General features: G+C 71.5%; 10 protein-coding genes and 2 pseudogenes. 6 read left to right on the top strand and 6 right to left on the bottom strand.

Annotated elements, in window-relative coordinates; translation table 11 throughout:
* The first annotated feature begins 114 nt into the window (after positions 1–114).
* The 4 genes and pseudogenes from ACLF5H_RS32340 to ACLF5H_RS32325 all read left to right on the top strand — a co-directional run bounded on the left by ACLF5H_RS32340 (position 115) and on the right by ACLF5H_RS32325 (position 6,378).
* Positions 115–2,922 carry a glycoside hydrolase family 48 protein gene (locus ACLF5H_RS32340; protein WP_421679570.1) on the top strand — a complete coding sequence of 936 codons (2,808 nt, stop codon included), beginning with the start codon at positions 115–117 and terminating at the stop codon, positions 2,920–2,922.
* Between the two features lie 29 nt (positions 2,923–2,951).
* Positions 2,952–3,713: pseudogene (locus ACLF5H_RS32335) on the top strand (GH12 family glycosyl hydrolase domain-containing protein); the annotation flags it as partial.
* A gap of 30 nt (positions 3,714–3,743) precedes the next feature.
* Positions 3,744–4,529, top strand: a pseudogene (locus ACLF5H_RS32330) (cellulose binding domain-containing protein); the annotation flags it as partial.
* Positions 4,530–4,542: 13 nt separating this feature from the next.
* Positions 4,543–6,378, top strand: a complete 1,836-nt coding sequence (locus ACLF5H_RS32325) for an endo-1,4-beta-xylanase (RefSeq protein ID WP_421679569.1) — start codon at positions 4,543–4,545, stop codon at positions 6,376–6,378.
* Between the two features lie 104 nt (positions 6,379–6,482).
* Here the strand turns inward: ACLF5H_RS32325 and ACLF5H_RS32320 are convergent, their stop codons facing one another.
* The 5 genes from ACLF5H_RS32320 to ACLF5H_RS32300 all read right to left on the bottom strand — a co-directional run bounded on the left by ACLF5H_RS32320 (position 6,483) and on the right by ACLF5H_RS32300 (position 10,853).
* Positions 6,483–7,061, bottom strand: a complete 579-nt coding sequence (locus ACLF5H_RS32320) for a rhodanese-like domain-containing protein (protein ID WP_421679568.1) — start codon at positions 7,059–7,061, stop codon at positions 6,483–6,485.
* A gap of 119 nt (positions 7,062–7,180) precedes the next feature.
* On the bottom strand, positions 7,181–7,930 hold the full coding sequence (locus ACLF5H_RS32315; protein ID WP_421679567.1) for a sulfite exporter TauE/SafE family protein: 750 nt from the start codon (positions 7,928–7,930) through the stop codon (positions 7,181–7,183).
* Positions 7,927–8,094 carry a hypothetical protein gene (locus ACLF5H_RS32310; protein ID WP_421679566.1) on the bottom strand — a complete coding sequence of 56 codons (168 nt, stop codon included), beginning with the start codon at positions 8,092–8,094 and terminating at the stop codon, positions 7,927–7,929. The genes ACLF5H_RS32315 and ACLF5H_RS32310 overlap by 4 nt, the downstream gene beginning before the upstream one ends.
* A gap of 79 nt (positions 8,095–8,173) precedes the next feature.
* Positions 8,174–9,532 carry an MBL fold metallo-hydrolase gene (locus tag ACLF5H_RS32305; protein WP_421679565.1) on the bottom strand — a complete coding sequence of 453 codons (1,359 nt, stop codon included), beginning with the start codon at positions 9,530–9,532 and terminating at the stop codon, positions 8,174–8,176.
* A 91-nt stretch (positions 9,533–9,623) separates the two neighbouring features.
* Entirely contained in the window at positions 9,624–10,853 is a 1,230-nt protein-coding gene (locus ACLF5H_RS32300) for an FAD-dependent oxidoreductase (RefSeq protein ID WP_421679564.1), read from the bottom strand.
* Positions 10,854–11,617: 764 nt separating this feature from the next.
* On the opposite strand from ACLF5H_RS32300, the gene ACLF5H_RS32295 reads away from it, so the two are divergent.
* On the top strand, positions 11,618–12,685 hold the full coding sequence (locus tag ACLF5H_RS32295; protein WP_421679563.1) for a sodium-dependent transporter: 1,068 nt from the start codon (positions 11,618–11,620) through the stop codon (positions 12,683–12,685).
* A 188-nt stretch (positions 12,686–12,873) separates the two neighbouring features.
* A complete protein-coding gene (locus ACLF5H_RS32290) occupies positions 12,874–13,371 on the top strand; it encodes a hypothetical protein (protein WP_085568214.1) in 498 nt (165 codons plus the stop codon).
* A 66-nt stretch (positions 13,372–13,437) separates the two neighbouring features.
* Here ACLF5H_RS32290 and ACLF5H_RS32285 read toward each other — a convergent pair whose 3' ends face one another.
* Positions 13,438–13,983 (bottom strand): gluconokinase, encoded by a 546-nt coding sequence (locus ACLF5H_RS32285; protein WP_421679562.1) that lies wholly within the window; start codon positions 13,981–13,983, stop codon positions 13,438–13,440.
* Between the last annotated feature and the right edge of the window lie 8 nt (positions 13,984–13,991).

Here is a 13,991-nt window from a genome sequence, read left to right as displayed (position 1 = left end):
CATGCTCCGGCTCCTCCCCCCGATCCGCCGGGTTTCCCCTGATCTCCCTGATCTCCCAGGATCCCCCCGATCCCCCCGATCTCCCCGATCCCCCCATTTCCCCCAGGAGAAGCCATGTCCGCCCCCGGTTTTTCCCGCAGACGCTTCGCCGCCGCGGTCGGCGGAGCCCTGTTCGCGGCGGCCGTCACGCCCACGCTCGCCAACGCGGCGCCGACGGCCAGGAAACCCGCGACGTCCCCCGCGGCGACCGCCGACGACCCGTACACCACGGCCTTCCTCACCCAGTACAACAAGATCAAGGACTCGGCGAACGGCTACTTCAGCGACGAGGGCATCCCCTACCACTGCGTGGAGACGCTGATCGTCGAGGCGCCCGACCACGGCCACCAGACCACATCGGAGGCATTCAGCTTCTGGTTCTGGCTGGAGGCCACCTACGGCCGGGTGACCGGCAACTGGACGCCGTTCAACAACGCGTGGGCCACCGCCGAGAAGTACATCATCCCCAACCACACCGACCAGCCGAGCAACAGCTCCTACAACGCGAGCAGCCCGGCGACTTACATCCCCGAGTGGCCCGACGTCAACAAGTACCCCTCCGCACTGGACAGTTCGGTCTCCTCCGGTCAGGACCCGATCGCGAGCGAGCTGAACTCGGCCTACGGCACCCCGGACATCTACGGGATGCACTGGCTGATGGACGTGGACAACATCTACGGGTACGGCAACACGCCGGGCACCGGCGCCGAGAACGGGCCCACCGCGTCCGGACCGTCGTACATCAACAGCTACCAGCGCGGCGCCCAGGAGTCGGTGTGGGAGACGATCCCGCAGCCGACCACCGATCTGTTCAAGTACGGCGGCACCAACGGGTATCTCGACCTGTTCGTCAAGGACAGCAGTTACTCCCAGCAGTGGAAGTACACCAACGCCCCCGACGCCGACGCCCGCGCGGTGCAGGCGGCGTACTGGGCGTACCGGTGGGCCACCGCCCAGGGCAACGCGTCCGCGATCTCCGCCTCCGTGGCGAAGGCCGCCAAGATGGGCGACTACCTGCGCTACTCCCTGTTCGACAAGTACTTCAAGAAGATCGGCAACTGCACCGATCCGAAGAGCTGCGCCGCCGGTTCCGGGCGGGACTCCGAGCACTACCTGCTGGCCTGGTACTACGCCTGGGGCGGCGCGGAGAACGGCGGCGGCTGGGCCTGGCGGATCGGCGACGGCACCGCCCACCAGGGCTACCAGAACCCGCTGGCCGCCTGGGCGCTGGCCAATGTGCCGAGCCTGACCCCGAAGTCGCCCACCGCCCAGAGCGACTGGTCCGCGAGCCTCCAGCGGCAGCTGGAGTTCTACCAGTGGCTCCAGTCCGCCGAGGGCGCCATCGCGGGCGGCGCCACCAACAGCTGGAACGGGCAGTACGGCGCCCCGCCGGCCGGTGATCCGACGTTCTACGGCATGGCCTACGACTGGCAGCCGGTCTACCACGACCCGCCGAGCAACAACTGGTTCGGCTTCCAGTGCTGGTCGCTGGAGCGGGTCGCCGAGTACTACTACGTGAGCGGGAACGCCACCGCCAAGTCGATCCTCGCCAAGTGGGTCGCCTGGGCCTCCTCCGAGACCACCGTCTCGGCCACCGACTTCCGGATCCCGGGCAACCTGAGCTGGACCGGGCAGCCCGAGACCTGGAACCCGGGCAGCCCGGCCGCCAACACCGGCCTGCATGTGTCGGTCGTGGACCACGGCAACGACACCGGGGTGGCCGCCGCCTACGTCAAGACGCTCACCTACTACGCCGCCAAGTCCGGTGACACCGCCGCCGCGACCCTCGCCAAGAACCTGCTGGACGCGATGGCGCAGTTCGCCGACGCCAAGGGCATCACCACCCCGGAGACCCGCACCGACTACAGCCGGTTCGCCGACCCGGTCTACGTGCCGTCGGGCTGGACCGGCAAGATGCCCAACGGCGATGTGATCAACTCCAGTTCGACCTTCCTCTCGATCCGCTCCTGGTACAAGAAGGACCCGGACTGGCCCAAGGTCCAGGCGTATCTGAACGGCGGCTCCGCGCCCACCTTCAGCTACCACCGCTTCTGGGCGCAGGCCGACATCGCCATGGCCTACGCCGTCTACGCCGAGCTGATCGTCGGCGCAGGCTCCGGCGGCGGCACCGGTGACACCACACCGCCGACCGTGCCGACGAACCTCGCGGTGTCGGCGACCACGGACACCAGCGTCTCGCTGACCTGGACCGCGTCGACCGACGACGTGGGCGTGGCCGGGTACGACATCTACCGGGGCGGCACCCTGGCGGGCAGCGCGGCCACCACGTCCTTCACCGACTCGGGCCTCAAGGCGTCGACGGCGTACTCGTACACGGTCAAGGCGAAGGACGCGGCCGGAAACGTCTCGGCGGCCTCCGGCGCGGTCACCGCCACCACCAAGGCCGGCTCCGGCGGCGGCAGCACCGGCGCGCTCAAGGTGCAGTACAAGAACAACGACAGCGCGGCGACGGACAACGCGATCAAGCCCGGCCTGCGCGTGGTCAACACCGGCAGCGCCGCGCTGGCCCTGTCGACCGTCACCCTGCGGTACTGGTTCACCGGCGACGGCGGTGCGAGCACCTACGGCACCTGGTGCGACTACGCGGCGGTCGGCGCCTCGAACGTCACACAGAAGGTGGTCGCCGTGTCCTCTCCGAAGTCGGGCGCCGACCACTATCTGGAGGTCGGGTTCACCTCCGGCGCGGGCTCGCTCGCGGCGGGCGCGAACTCCGGTGACATCCAGAGCCGGCTCAGCAAGAGCGACTGGTCGAACTTCAGCGAGAGCGACGACTACAGCTACGGCGCCAACACGGCCTACAGCGACGCCACCAAGGTCACCGCGTACGTCAACGGCACCCTCGCCTGGGGCATCGAGCCCTGATCCGCCAAGGAACGAAGGAGACCTCACACATGCTGTCATCGTGGAGACGGCTGCGCACGGCCGCGTGGGCGGGCACCGTGGCCGCCCTGCTGCTCGGTGCGCTCATGGTCGTCACGCAGCCGGCGTCCGCCGGTACGGCGACGGACTGCACCCAGTACGGGACGACCTCCCTCCAAGGCGGGGAGTACACCTATCAGCAGAACGAATGGAACTCGTCGGACACGCAGTGCGTGAGCATCGACAACAGCTCGGGCGCGTGGTCGCTCACCCAGGCGAACTTCAACACGGCCACCAACGGCGCCCCGGCGACCTACCCCTCGGTCTACAAGGGCTGCCACTGGGGTGCCTGCACCACGGGCAGCGGACTGCCCATCCAGGTCAGCCAGTTGGGCAGCGCGACCTCCTCCTGGTCGACCACGCAGCCGGCGTCGGGCGCCTATGACGTCGCGTACGACCTCTGGTTCAACTCGACGCCGACCACGGACGGTCAGCCCGACGGCACGGAGGTGATGATCTGGCTCAACCACAAGGGCAGCGTCCAGCCGTTCGGCAGCCAGACCGCCACCGCGAACGTCGCCGGGCACGGCTGGGACGTGTGGACCGGGCAGCAGACCTCCTGGAAGATCATCTCCTATGTCCTCCAGGGCGGCGGCACCTCGTTCAGCAATCTCGACGTCAAGGCCCTGATCGACGACGCGGTCTCGCGCGGCTCCATCAACTCCGCGCACTACCTGATCGACGCCGAGGCCGGCTTCGAGATCTGGCAGGGCGGCCAGGGCCTGGCCAGCAACAGCTTCTCCTTCAACGCGACCAAGGGCTCCGGTGGTGGCGGTGGCGGTACGACGGATACGACCGCGCCGTCCGCGCCGACGGGTCTTGCGGTGTCCGCGACGACCAGTTCGAGTGTGTCGCTGAAGTGGAGTGCCTCGACGGACAACGTGGGGGTGACCGGGTACGACGTGTACCGGGGGTCCACGAAGGTGGGCAGCACGACCTCGACGTCGTACACGGACAGTGGTCTGACCGCGTCCACGGCGTACTCGTACACGGTGAAGGCGAAGGATGCGGCGGGTAACGTCTCGGCGGCGTCGGGTGCGGTGACGGCGACCACGGCCGCGTCCGGTGGCGGCGGTGGCAACCCGGGCACGGGTGCGGTGAAGGTGCAGTACAAGAACAACGACGGTGCGCCGACCGACAATCAGATCAAGCCGGGTCTGCGGGTCGTGAACACGGGGAGTTCCGCGGTGGATCTGTCGAAGGTGACGATCCGCTACTACTTCACCGGTGACGGTGGTGCGTCCACGTTCACGGCGTCGTGCGACTACGCGGCCGTCGGGTGTTCGAACGTCACGCAGAAGGTCGTGGCGCTGTCGTCGCCGAAGTCGGGTGCGGACCACTACGTGGAGATCGGGTTCACCTCCGGTGCCGGTTCTCTCGCGGCGGGTGCGAGCACCGGTGACATCCAGAGCCGGATCAACAAGAGCGACTGGTCCAACTTCAGCGAGAGCGACGACTACAGCTACGCGACCAACACCGCCTATGCGGATGCCTCCAAGGTGACCGTCTACGTCGACGGCACCCTCGCGGGCGGCACCGAGCCCAACTGACAAGGAGACAGTGGTGAGATCCCTTCTGCACCCCTTGCGCGGCGGGGGGCTCGCGGTCGCGCTGGCCACGCTGGTGACCACCGGATGCGGTCTGCTCGCCGCCGGTGCCGCCCCGGCCACCGCCCAGGGCGGCACCCTGGGCCAGCTCGCCCAGGCGAGCGGCCGGTACTTCGGCTCCGCCACCGACAACCCGGAACTCAACGACTCGGCCTACACCGCCGTCCTGGGCAGCGAGTTCGGCTCGATCACGCCCGGCAACTCGATGAAGTGGGACACCACGGAGCCCTCGCAGGGCCAGTTCAACTTCAGCGGCGGCGACGCGATCGTCCAGTTCGCACAGGCCCACAACCAGCAGGTGCGCGGCCACAACCTGGTCTGGCACAGCCAGCTGCCCAGCTGGGTGAGCAATCTCCCCGCCGCCCAGGTCCAGGGCGCCATGGAGAACCACATCACCAAGGAGGCCACCCACTACAAGGGCGAGGTCTACTCCTGGGACGTGGTCAACGAGCCGTTCAACGACGACGGCACGTACCGGACCGACGCCTTCTACAACGCCATGGGGAAGGACTACATCGCGGACGCGCTGCGCACCGCGCACGCCGCCGACCCCAGCGCCAAGCTGTACATCAACGACTACAACATCGACGGCACCGGCGCCAAGGCCGACGCCATGTACCAGCTGGCCAGTGACCTGAAGAAGGCGGGCGTGCCGCTGGACGGCATCGGCTTCCAGGGGCACCTGGCGATCCAGTACTCGTTCCCCTCGAACATGCGGCAGAACCTCCAGCGCTTCGCCGACCTCGGGCTCGACGTCGCCTTCACGGAGCTGGACGTGCGCATGGAGATGCCGTCGGACAGCACCAAGCTGGCCACCCAGGCCGACTACTACCGCCAGGTCACCAGCGCCTGCCTCGCGGTCACCCGCTGCGTCGGCATCACGGTCTGGGACTTCGACGACAAGTACTCCTGGGTGCCGAGCACCTTCTCGGGTCAGGGCGCCGCCGACCTCTACGACGAGAACCTCCAGACCAAACCCGCGTACACGGCGGTGCAGACCGCCCTCGGCGGCGGGGGCGGTGGCGGCGGCACGGACACGACCGCGCCCACCGCGCCGACGGGTCTTGCGGTGTCGGGGACGACGGCTTCGAGTGTGTCGCTGAAGTGGTCGGCGTCGTCGGACAACGTGGGGGTGACCGGGTACGACGTGTACCGGGGGCCCACGAAGGTGGGTAGCAGCACCTCGACGTCGTACACGGACAGTGGTCTGTCGGCGTCGACGGCGTACTCGTACACGGTGAGGGCGAAGGACGCGGCGGGCAATGTCTCGGCGGCCTCCGGCGCGGTGACGGCGACCACGGCCGCGTCCGGTGGCGGCGGTGGCAATCCGGGCACGGGCGCGGTGAAGGCGCAGTACAAGAACAACGACAGCGCGCCGACGGACAACGCCATCAAGCCGGGGCTGCGCCTGGTCAACACCGGGAGTTCCGCGGTGGATCTGTCGAAGGTGACGATCCGCTACTACTTCACCGGTGACGGCGGCGCTGCCACCTTCAGCGCGTGGTGCGACTATGCGGCCGTCGGCTGTGCGAACGTCACGCAGAAGGTCGTGGCGCTGTCCTCGCCGAAGTCCGGCGCGGACCACTACCTGGAGATCGGGTTCACCACCGGCGCGGGCTCCCTCGCGGCGGGTGCGGACACCGGGGACATCCAGAGCCGGGTGAGCAAGACGGACTGGTCGAACTTCAGTGAGAGCGACGACTACAGCTACGCGACCAACACCGCGTACGCCGATGCGACGAAGGTGACCGCGTACGTCAGCGGCACCCTCGCCGGTGGCGTCGAACCGTAAGCCGGGAACATCCGAAGGCTTCGCCCAGTACGCCGATGCCCGCCCCGGGCGGCGGCGTACTGGGCGGCGGCGTACTGGGCGAACGTGCCGTACGAACCGTGCGGTCACAGGCCGCGCAGGCGCGCGAGCGTGGCGTCCAGGTCGGCCGCGGCGGGCCGGTTGTGGGGCAGCTTGGCGAGCAGGGCGGCCATGCCGCAGGTGTTGCTCACGGCGGAGAACACCAGACCGCCCGCCACACCGGCGGACAGCAGCCGGAAGGCCGGGTGGACGAACTCGCCCAGGGCCAGGCCGAGCAGGACGAGGGAGCCGGCGGTGAGCCGGACCTGCCGGTCCATGTTCCAGACCGCCTTGACGTCACAGGCCACGGGGTGGTCCAGCCGCTGCCCCTGGGCGGCCCAGGCGCCGGTGCCGCCCGCGAGGGTCGCCGCGTGGACGCCCTGCTCGGCGAGCTTCCGGCAGGCGTTCTCGGAGCGGGCACCCGAGGCGCACACCACGAGGACCTCGCCGCGCTCGGCGGCGCCGCGGATCTCGGGCAGCGCCCGGTCGAGCTGGTCCAGCGGGATGTTCAGGGCGCCGGGTATGTGACCACCGGCGTACTCGCCCGGGGTGCGGACATCGATCACGATGAGCTGGTGCAGACGCTCCTTGGCCTGATAGGGAGCGAGCGTGGTGAGGGTCGTCATGACAGGTGTCGTCCTTGTGCGGTCGAGGGCGTCCCGGAACGGGGAGTGACCCAGGGGAGTGGGGAGGGTGCGGGGACGCCCGGCGTCCCCCACTGTGCCAGGGCTCTGTGACGGCGATGTCACACGAGTACGTCGGCGAACATGAAGAGTGCGACGGCGAGCAGCACGCAGCCGAAGACACGTTGCAGGGTCCCGCCCCGGACCTTCCTGGCCAGGCGTTTTCCGTCCCAGGCGCCGAGCATGGCGGCCGCGGTGAACGGCGCGACGACCGCCCAGTCCAGATGTGTCCCGGTGCCGGCGCGGGCGCCGAGCGCGGCCAGCGAGTTGATCGTGATGACCAGCAGGCTGGTGCCGACCGCCGTGCGCATGGGCAGCCGGAGCACACCCACCAGCGCCGGTACGGCGAGGAAGCCGCCGCCCACGCCCAGGAATCCGGTCACCGTCCCGAGACCGGCCCCCACCGCACCGGCCTTGCCGGGGTTGATCCGGGTGCCGGAGCCGGGGGCGGTGCGGGCGGGGCGCAGCATACGCAGCGCGGCGAGTGCCGCGATGACCGAGAACGCGATGGTCAGCAGGGCCTGGGGCAGATGGCTTGCGGCGGCCCCGGCGGCCATCGCGGGCACGATGCCCGCCGCGGCGAACAGCAGCCCGGTGCGCCAGGCGACATGGCCGTCCCGGGCGTGCCCGGTCAGCGCCGTGACCGAGGTGAGGGTGACGATGACCAGGCTGGCCGTCGTCGCCTCGGCCGTGGTGAAACCGAGGAGGTAGATCAGGGCGGGTACGGCGAGGACGCTGCCGCCCCCGCCGAGACCGCCCAGGGCCAGGCCGATCACGGCACCGGCGACGAGCGCGAGTATCAGGGCGGTCATGCTATGGAACCGCTGTTCCCGTGCCCGTCGACGACCGGGTGCCCGGCGGCCCGCTCGTGCCGCTCGCGTGCGTCCGGCGGCACGGCCGGGGCGGCGGCGCCCCGGGTGTGCCGTACGGCCTCGGCGGCGCTGACGCGGTCCTCGGCACGGGGGAGGAGGGACATCACTCGACCTCTCGGGAAGGCGGATGGATCGGAACGGACGGATCGGAATGGGTGGGGCGCGGGTGGGGGAGTGGGTCGGTCACCCGGTGACCACGGTCAGTCCCGCGGTCGCGGCGGCGTCGAAACCGTCGTCCACGGCCACCACGTCCCGGCCGGACGCGTGCAGCAGCGAGGCGGCGATGGCGGCCCGCATGCCACCGGCGCAGTGCACCCAGACGGTGCCCGCCGGTACCTCACCGAGCCGCTTGTGCAGCTGGTGGACCGGGATGTGGACGGAGTCCTCGATGTGCCCGGCGGCGCGTTCGGAGTCGCGGCGCACGTCCAGGACGACGACGCCGTCCGTGCCGCGCTCGGCCAGCGCGGCGAAGGTGGCGCGGGGGAAGGAGACGAGGTCCTCGCCTTCGGGCACCCATTCCGTCGGCGCGCCGGTGGCGGCGGCGGCCGGCCGGTCGATGCCGACCCGGACCAACTCGCGCTGGGCTGAGGCCAGTTGCTCGGGGGACTCGGCGAGCAGCGTGACCGGCTTGCCCCACGGGATCAGCCACGCCAGATATGTGGCGATCTTGCCGTCGGCCTCGAAGTTGAAGGATCCGGCGACATGGCCCTCGGCGAACGCGACCCGGTTGCGCAGGTCCACGACCCACTCGCCGGCCGCGAGCCGGGCCGCGATCTGCCGGGCGTCCGCGACGGCCGGTGCGGTGAGGTCCACCGGCGCGGGGCCCGCCGCGTTGGCCGGGCCCATGTGGGTGTAGTAGGCGGGGATGTCGTCGAGCTCGGCGAGCAGCCGGGCGACGAAGGAGTCGACGTCCGTGGTGAGCGCGGCGTTGGCCGACTTCTCCTTGCCGATGGTGGTGGTGTCGCCCTCGGCCTGCGCGGAGGAGCAGAAGCTGCCGAAGCCGTGCGTGGGCAGCACGGATGTCTCGTCCGGCAGCTCGGCGGCCAGCCGGTGGGCGGAGGCGTGCTGGGCACGGGCCAGCCGCTCGGTCAGCCGGGGCTCGACCAGATCGGGCCGGCCCACCGTGCCGATCAGCAGGGAACCGCCGGTGAACGCGGCCACCGGGCGGCCCTGCTCCAGCAGGACGTAGGAGGTGTGGTGCGGGGTGTGGCCGGGGGTGGCGACCGCCCGCAGTTCGAGCGCGTCGTCCACCGTGACGGTGTCGCCGTCGGCCACCGGGACCCGCGCGAACGACACCCGCGCGCCGGCCGGTACCAGATAGGCGGCGCCCGTCACCCGGGCCAGTTCCAGCCCGCCGGTGACGTAGTCGTTGTGGACATGGGTCTCCACCACGTGGGTGATCCGTACGCCGCGTCGCACCGCCGCCGCCATCACCTGGTCGATGTCGCGCGGCGGGTCCACCGCCACGGCGGCCTGGCGGCCACCGGCCAGGTAGCTGCGGTTGCCGAGGCCCTCGAGCTCGATGGTGTCGATGAAGAACACGGGGACGTTCCCTTCGGTGATTACCCCCCGGGGTATGTATGGACCATAGCACGAGTACCCCGGGGGGTATTCCGTACGCGTGCCGGGGGTGTCAGAGGCGGCCGGTGAGCATGCCGCGCCAGTAGATCTGCGGCAGCAGGTACCGCTTGAAGACCCACATGTCGCGCCGTTCCTTGAAGGTGTCGATCAGCGGGAAGCTGGGCCGGGGCGTCAGGTCGTAGTCGAACTCGGCGAGCAGCATCCGGTCGCGGGCGGTCACCAGCGGACAGGAGGTGTAGCCGTCGTACCGGTGCGCGGGCGTCCGGCCCTTCATCACGTCGAGCAGGTTGGCGGCCACCACCGGAGCCTGCTTGCGCACCGCCGCGCCGGTCTTCGAGGTCGGCAGGTCGGCCACGTCGCCGAGTGTGAACACCTCCGGATACCGCGGGTGTTGCAGCGTGTACTGGTCGGCGGCGACGAAGCCCAGCGGGGCGGCGGGATCGGCGAGCGGGCTCCGCTTGACCCAGTCGGGCGCGCTCTGCGGGGGCACGGCGTGCAGCAGGTCGTATCCGATGGTCTCCGCGCGGCCGGTCGCATGGTCGGTGACGGTGATCTCGCGGCGGTCGCCGTCCACGGCGGTCATCTCCGAGCGCAGCCGCACCTCGATGCCGTACCGCTCGGCGACCCGCTCCAGGACACGGCCCCACTCGGGCACCTTGAACAGGGTGGCGTCCGGGATCACGAGGATGATCCGGATGCGGTCCAGGACCTTGCGCCTGCGCCAGTGGTCGGCGGCCAGGTAGGCGATCTTCTGCGGCGCCCCGCCGCACTTGAGCGGCGTGGCCGGGTGGGTGAAGATCGCCGTGCCGGAGCGCAGGTTCCTGATCAGCTCCCAGGTGCGCGGGGCGTACTCGGGCGCGTAGTTGCTGGCCACCCGGTCATGTCCCACCGCCTCGGCGAGACCCGGCACGGCGTCCCAGTCCAGTTGCAGCCCGGGGGCCATCACCAGGTGCTCGTAGGCGAGTTCGGCACCGCCGGAGAGGGCGATCGTCCGCGCGTCGGGGTCGACGGCGAGGGCGTGCCGGCGTATCCAGCGCACCCCGTCCGGGATGACGGACGCCTCGGCGCGGCGGGTGTCGCGCAGGGCCGCCTGACCGCCGCCGACCAGGGTCCACAGGGGCTGGTACCAGTGGCTGTCGGAGGGCTCGACGAGCGTGATGTCGGTGACGCCCGCGCGGCGCAGCCGGGCGGCGACGCTGATTCCCGCGCTGCCGCCGCCGACGACGGCGACCCGGTGCCGGCCGGTGATCTTCTCGGTGCCGGGTACGGGGCTCGCGACCATGGTGGGAGTCCTTCCTGCAGCGGTTTGGTTGTCCCCTCAAATACCCCGGGGGGTTTCCGTGACCGAAGCTATGACGGTCCCGCCGAGACGGTCAAATACCCCGCTGGGTATTTGCCTCGGAGGTAAATCCGGGTCCGGGCGGGCCTGCCGTGGACCCGTGCGAGGGGACGTGGCAGCGCGTCGCGTGGTGTGAACGCCCCGCTCCCGCGCGGACGTCGTAACGTCCGGGGCGTGCGTGTGCGGGGTGCGGAACCGAGACCGCCGACGAGCGCCCGGCCTGTCTGGACAGGTCTCCTCGTCGCCGCGCTCGTCTGCGCCGTCCTCACCGCCGCGCTCGGCGGCTGCCCCCGGATGCGGGCCCTGGCCGGGTCCGCCCTCGGCACGCCGCATCGGCCGTTCGCCACGGCGGCGCCCCGGGCCCTGGCCGGGCCCCGGGCCGTGGCCGCGTCCCGGTATACGGCCGCAGGAGTGCGGGAGGCGGCAGGCCCCAGGTGTCACGGTGGCCGCGCGGACGTCGCGGTGCCCCCGGCGCCTGCCCCGTCTCCGCGCGCCCACGCGTGCGCCTCGAACGGCACGGGCCAGGGCGCGCTGGTGAGCGCCCCGCCACCGCCCTCGGAGCCGCGAGTGCCCGGGCGGGTGCCCGACGGTCGTCCGGAACCGCCGCTCAGGGTCTAGGGAGTTCCCGGCCGCGGGCTGCCCGTACGGGGCGCCCGCTCGGCCGTCGCGCGCCCCCGAAACCTCCCGCGGCACACCAAGGAACTCCCATGCCCGCTCACGCTGCCCGTGGCGGCCGGACGTCCGGTTGGCTCCACCGGCGTCTCGGCCCCGCCGTCCTCCTCTGCTACCTGCTCGCCCTGCTCGTCCCCGGCCCCGGGGCCCGGCTGCGCGAAACCGCGCCCGGCCTCTTCGGCACGCGCCTCGACGCGTCGGCCGTCGCGCTGTTCGTCATCCTCTTCGCCGCCGCCTTCCAGGTGCCGCCGGGCCGCGTCCTGGCCGCCGTCCGGCAGCCGAAGGCCGTGCTCGCGGGCCTCGCCGCGCATCTGCTGACCCCCTTCGCCCTGGCGCCGGCCACCGCCCTGGTGCTGTACGGCGCCGGGCTGCGGGGACCGGCCGGCGGCCTGTCGACCGCCGTGGCGTTGATCGCGGCGGCGCCCGTGGCCGCCGCCGCGACGGTCTGGATCGGCCGGGACGGCGAGGTCACCGCCCTGCTGGCCGTCGTCCTGCTGTCCGCGCTGCTCAGCCCGCTGACCATGCCCACGACACTGGGCGTGCTGGGTCATGTCCTGCCGTCGGCGGGCCACACCCGGGCACTGGTGGACAGCGCGGCCGGGCAGGCGCGTGCGCTGCTCACCGGTGCCGTCGCCCTGCCCTGCGCGCTCGGCCTGCTCGCCCGGCGGTGCGTCCCCGCCGCCGTCTCCGGCCGCCTGCTCGCCGGGGCGCCGCTGGTGGCGATCGCGGCGATGCTCGCCCTGACGTACGTCAACGCCACCGCCGCGGTCCCGGTGCTGCACCGGGAGCCCTGGACGGCCGTCGCGCTCTGCGCCGTCGTGGGGTGGGGTGTGTGCCGGTCGGCCTTCCTCGTGGGTTCGCTCACCGCCCGCGCGCTGCGGGTGCCGCCCGGCGCCGGGGTCACGGTCACCCTGGCGTGCGGCATGAGCAATGTCAGCGTCAGCACGGTCGTCGTCGTACAGGCACTGCCCGGGCAGCCGCACGCGCTGCTCGTCGCCCTGGTGTACGGCCTGGCGCAGAAGGTCTCGGCCCGGCACGCCGTCACGAAGGGGGCCGCCGCGCCGTCCTACCGGACGGTCGGCGAGCGGCGTGCCGTTCCGTGACCCGACGGCCGACGCCGGGCGGGGCGGCGGAGAACTGGACGTCGACCGGACCCCGGCGGGGGGCCTCCCGTCGGTGCGGACGATGCCCGCGATCCCTGGCGGACGCGCCGGGGACTCTGGCATCATCCCCACGCACCACCTGCACAGCCACCCCATAAGTTGCCCGGCCTTTCGCAGGAGGCTCCCCCATGAAGGTCCGCTCGACCCTGACCGCGCTCGCGCTGGTCGTCGCTCCCGGTGTCGCCGTGCTCGGCACCGCGACGGACGCCTTCGCGGTCACCAAGATCAGCAACGCCACCGCGACCCAGATGTTCCGCGACGCGGGCATCACCTGGTCCTCCTCCGGCGGCTGCTCCGACCGCAACAACTCGACCTGTACGTCGTTCGACCAGCTCAACCTGACCACCGCCCAGGGCGCCGTGACCCTCAAGCACGCCAGCGGCTGCGCCCTGAACATCACCGGCGGCACCGAGACCGGACACGCCTCCGGCACGTACTCCCACTGGAACGGCTACAAGCTCGACTACGGCAAGAACACCTGCGTCACCAACTACATCAAGAACAACTTCACCTACTCCGGCCTGCGCGGCGACGGTTACCCGATGTGGACCGCGGCCTCCGGCAACGTCTACGCGGACGAGGGCACCCACTGGGACGCCCTGTACTACAGCTGCGGCGGCTGCTGACACCGTGCCGGCCGGTATCCGGGCGACCGCCGTCGTCCGGGTCCCGCACCCTCAACCTGGCGTCGGCTAAAGCCCGTTGGTGTCGTCCTGCGTCTCGGCCAGCAGGCCGAGGATCGCCTCGACGACGACCGCGGGAGCCGGACCCGCGTCCACGGCGCCGCCCCGCTCACCGGCCTCCAGCGGTTCCAGCGTCGCCTCCTGCGACTCCAGCAGCGCACGCGGCATGAAGTGGCCGGAACGCTCGCTCATCCGCCGCCCCACCTCCTCGTGCCGGGCCGTCAGATGCACGAAGAAGGCGTCCGGACAGGCCGCCCGCAGGACGTCCCGGTAGCGGCGGCGCAGCGCCGAGCAGGGCACCACACCGCCGGTCGCCGCGCGCTCGCGCTCGCGCAGCCAGCGGCCGATCGCCTCCAGCCAGGCCCCCCGGTCGGCGTCCGTCAGCGGCACGCCCGCCGACATCTTGGCGACGCTCTCGGGGGAGTGGAAGTCGTCCGCCTCCGCGAACGGAACACCCAGCCGCCGCGCGAGCAGCCGGGCCACGGTGGTCTTGCCGACCCCGGACACCCCGATCACGACGACGCACGGCGGCCGCCGCCCGGGGTCATGGTCCATCGGGCCGC

Source organism: Streptomyces sp. LaBMicrA B280, from assembly GCF_049222185.1.
Taxonomy (GTDB): domain Bacteria; phylum Actinomycetota; class Actinomycetes; order Streptomycetales; family Streptomycetaceae; genus Streptomyces; species Streptomyces murinus.
Note: the sequence above shows the minus strand (reverse complement) of the source record. Positions and strands in the feature narration are given on the sequence as shown.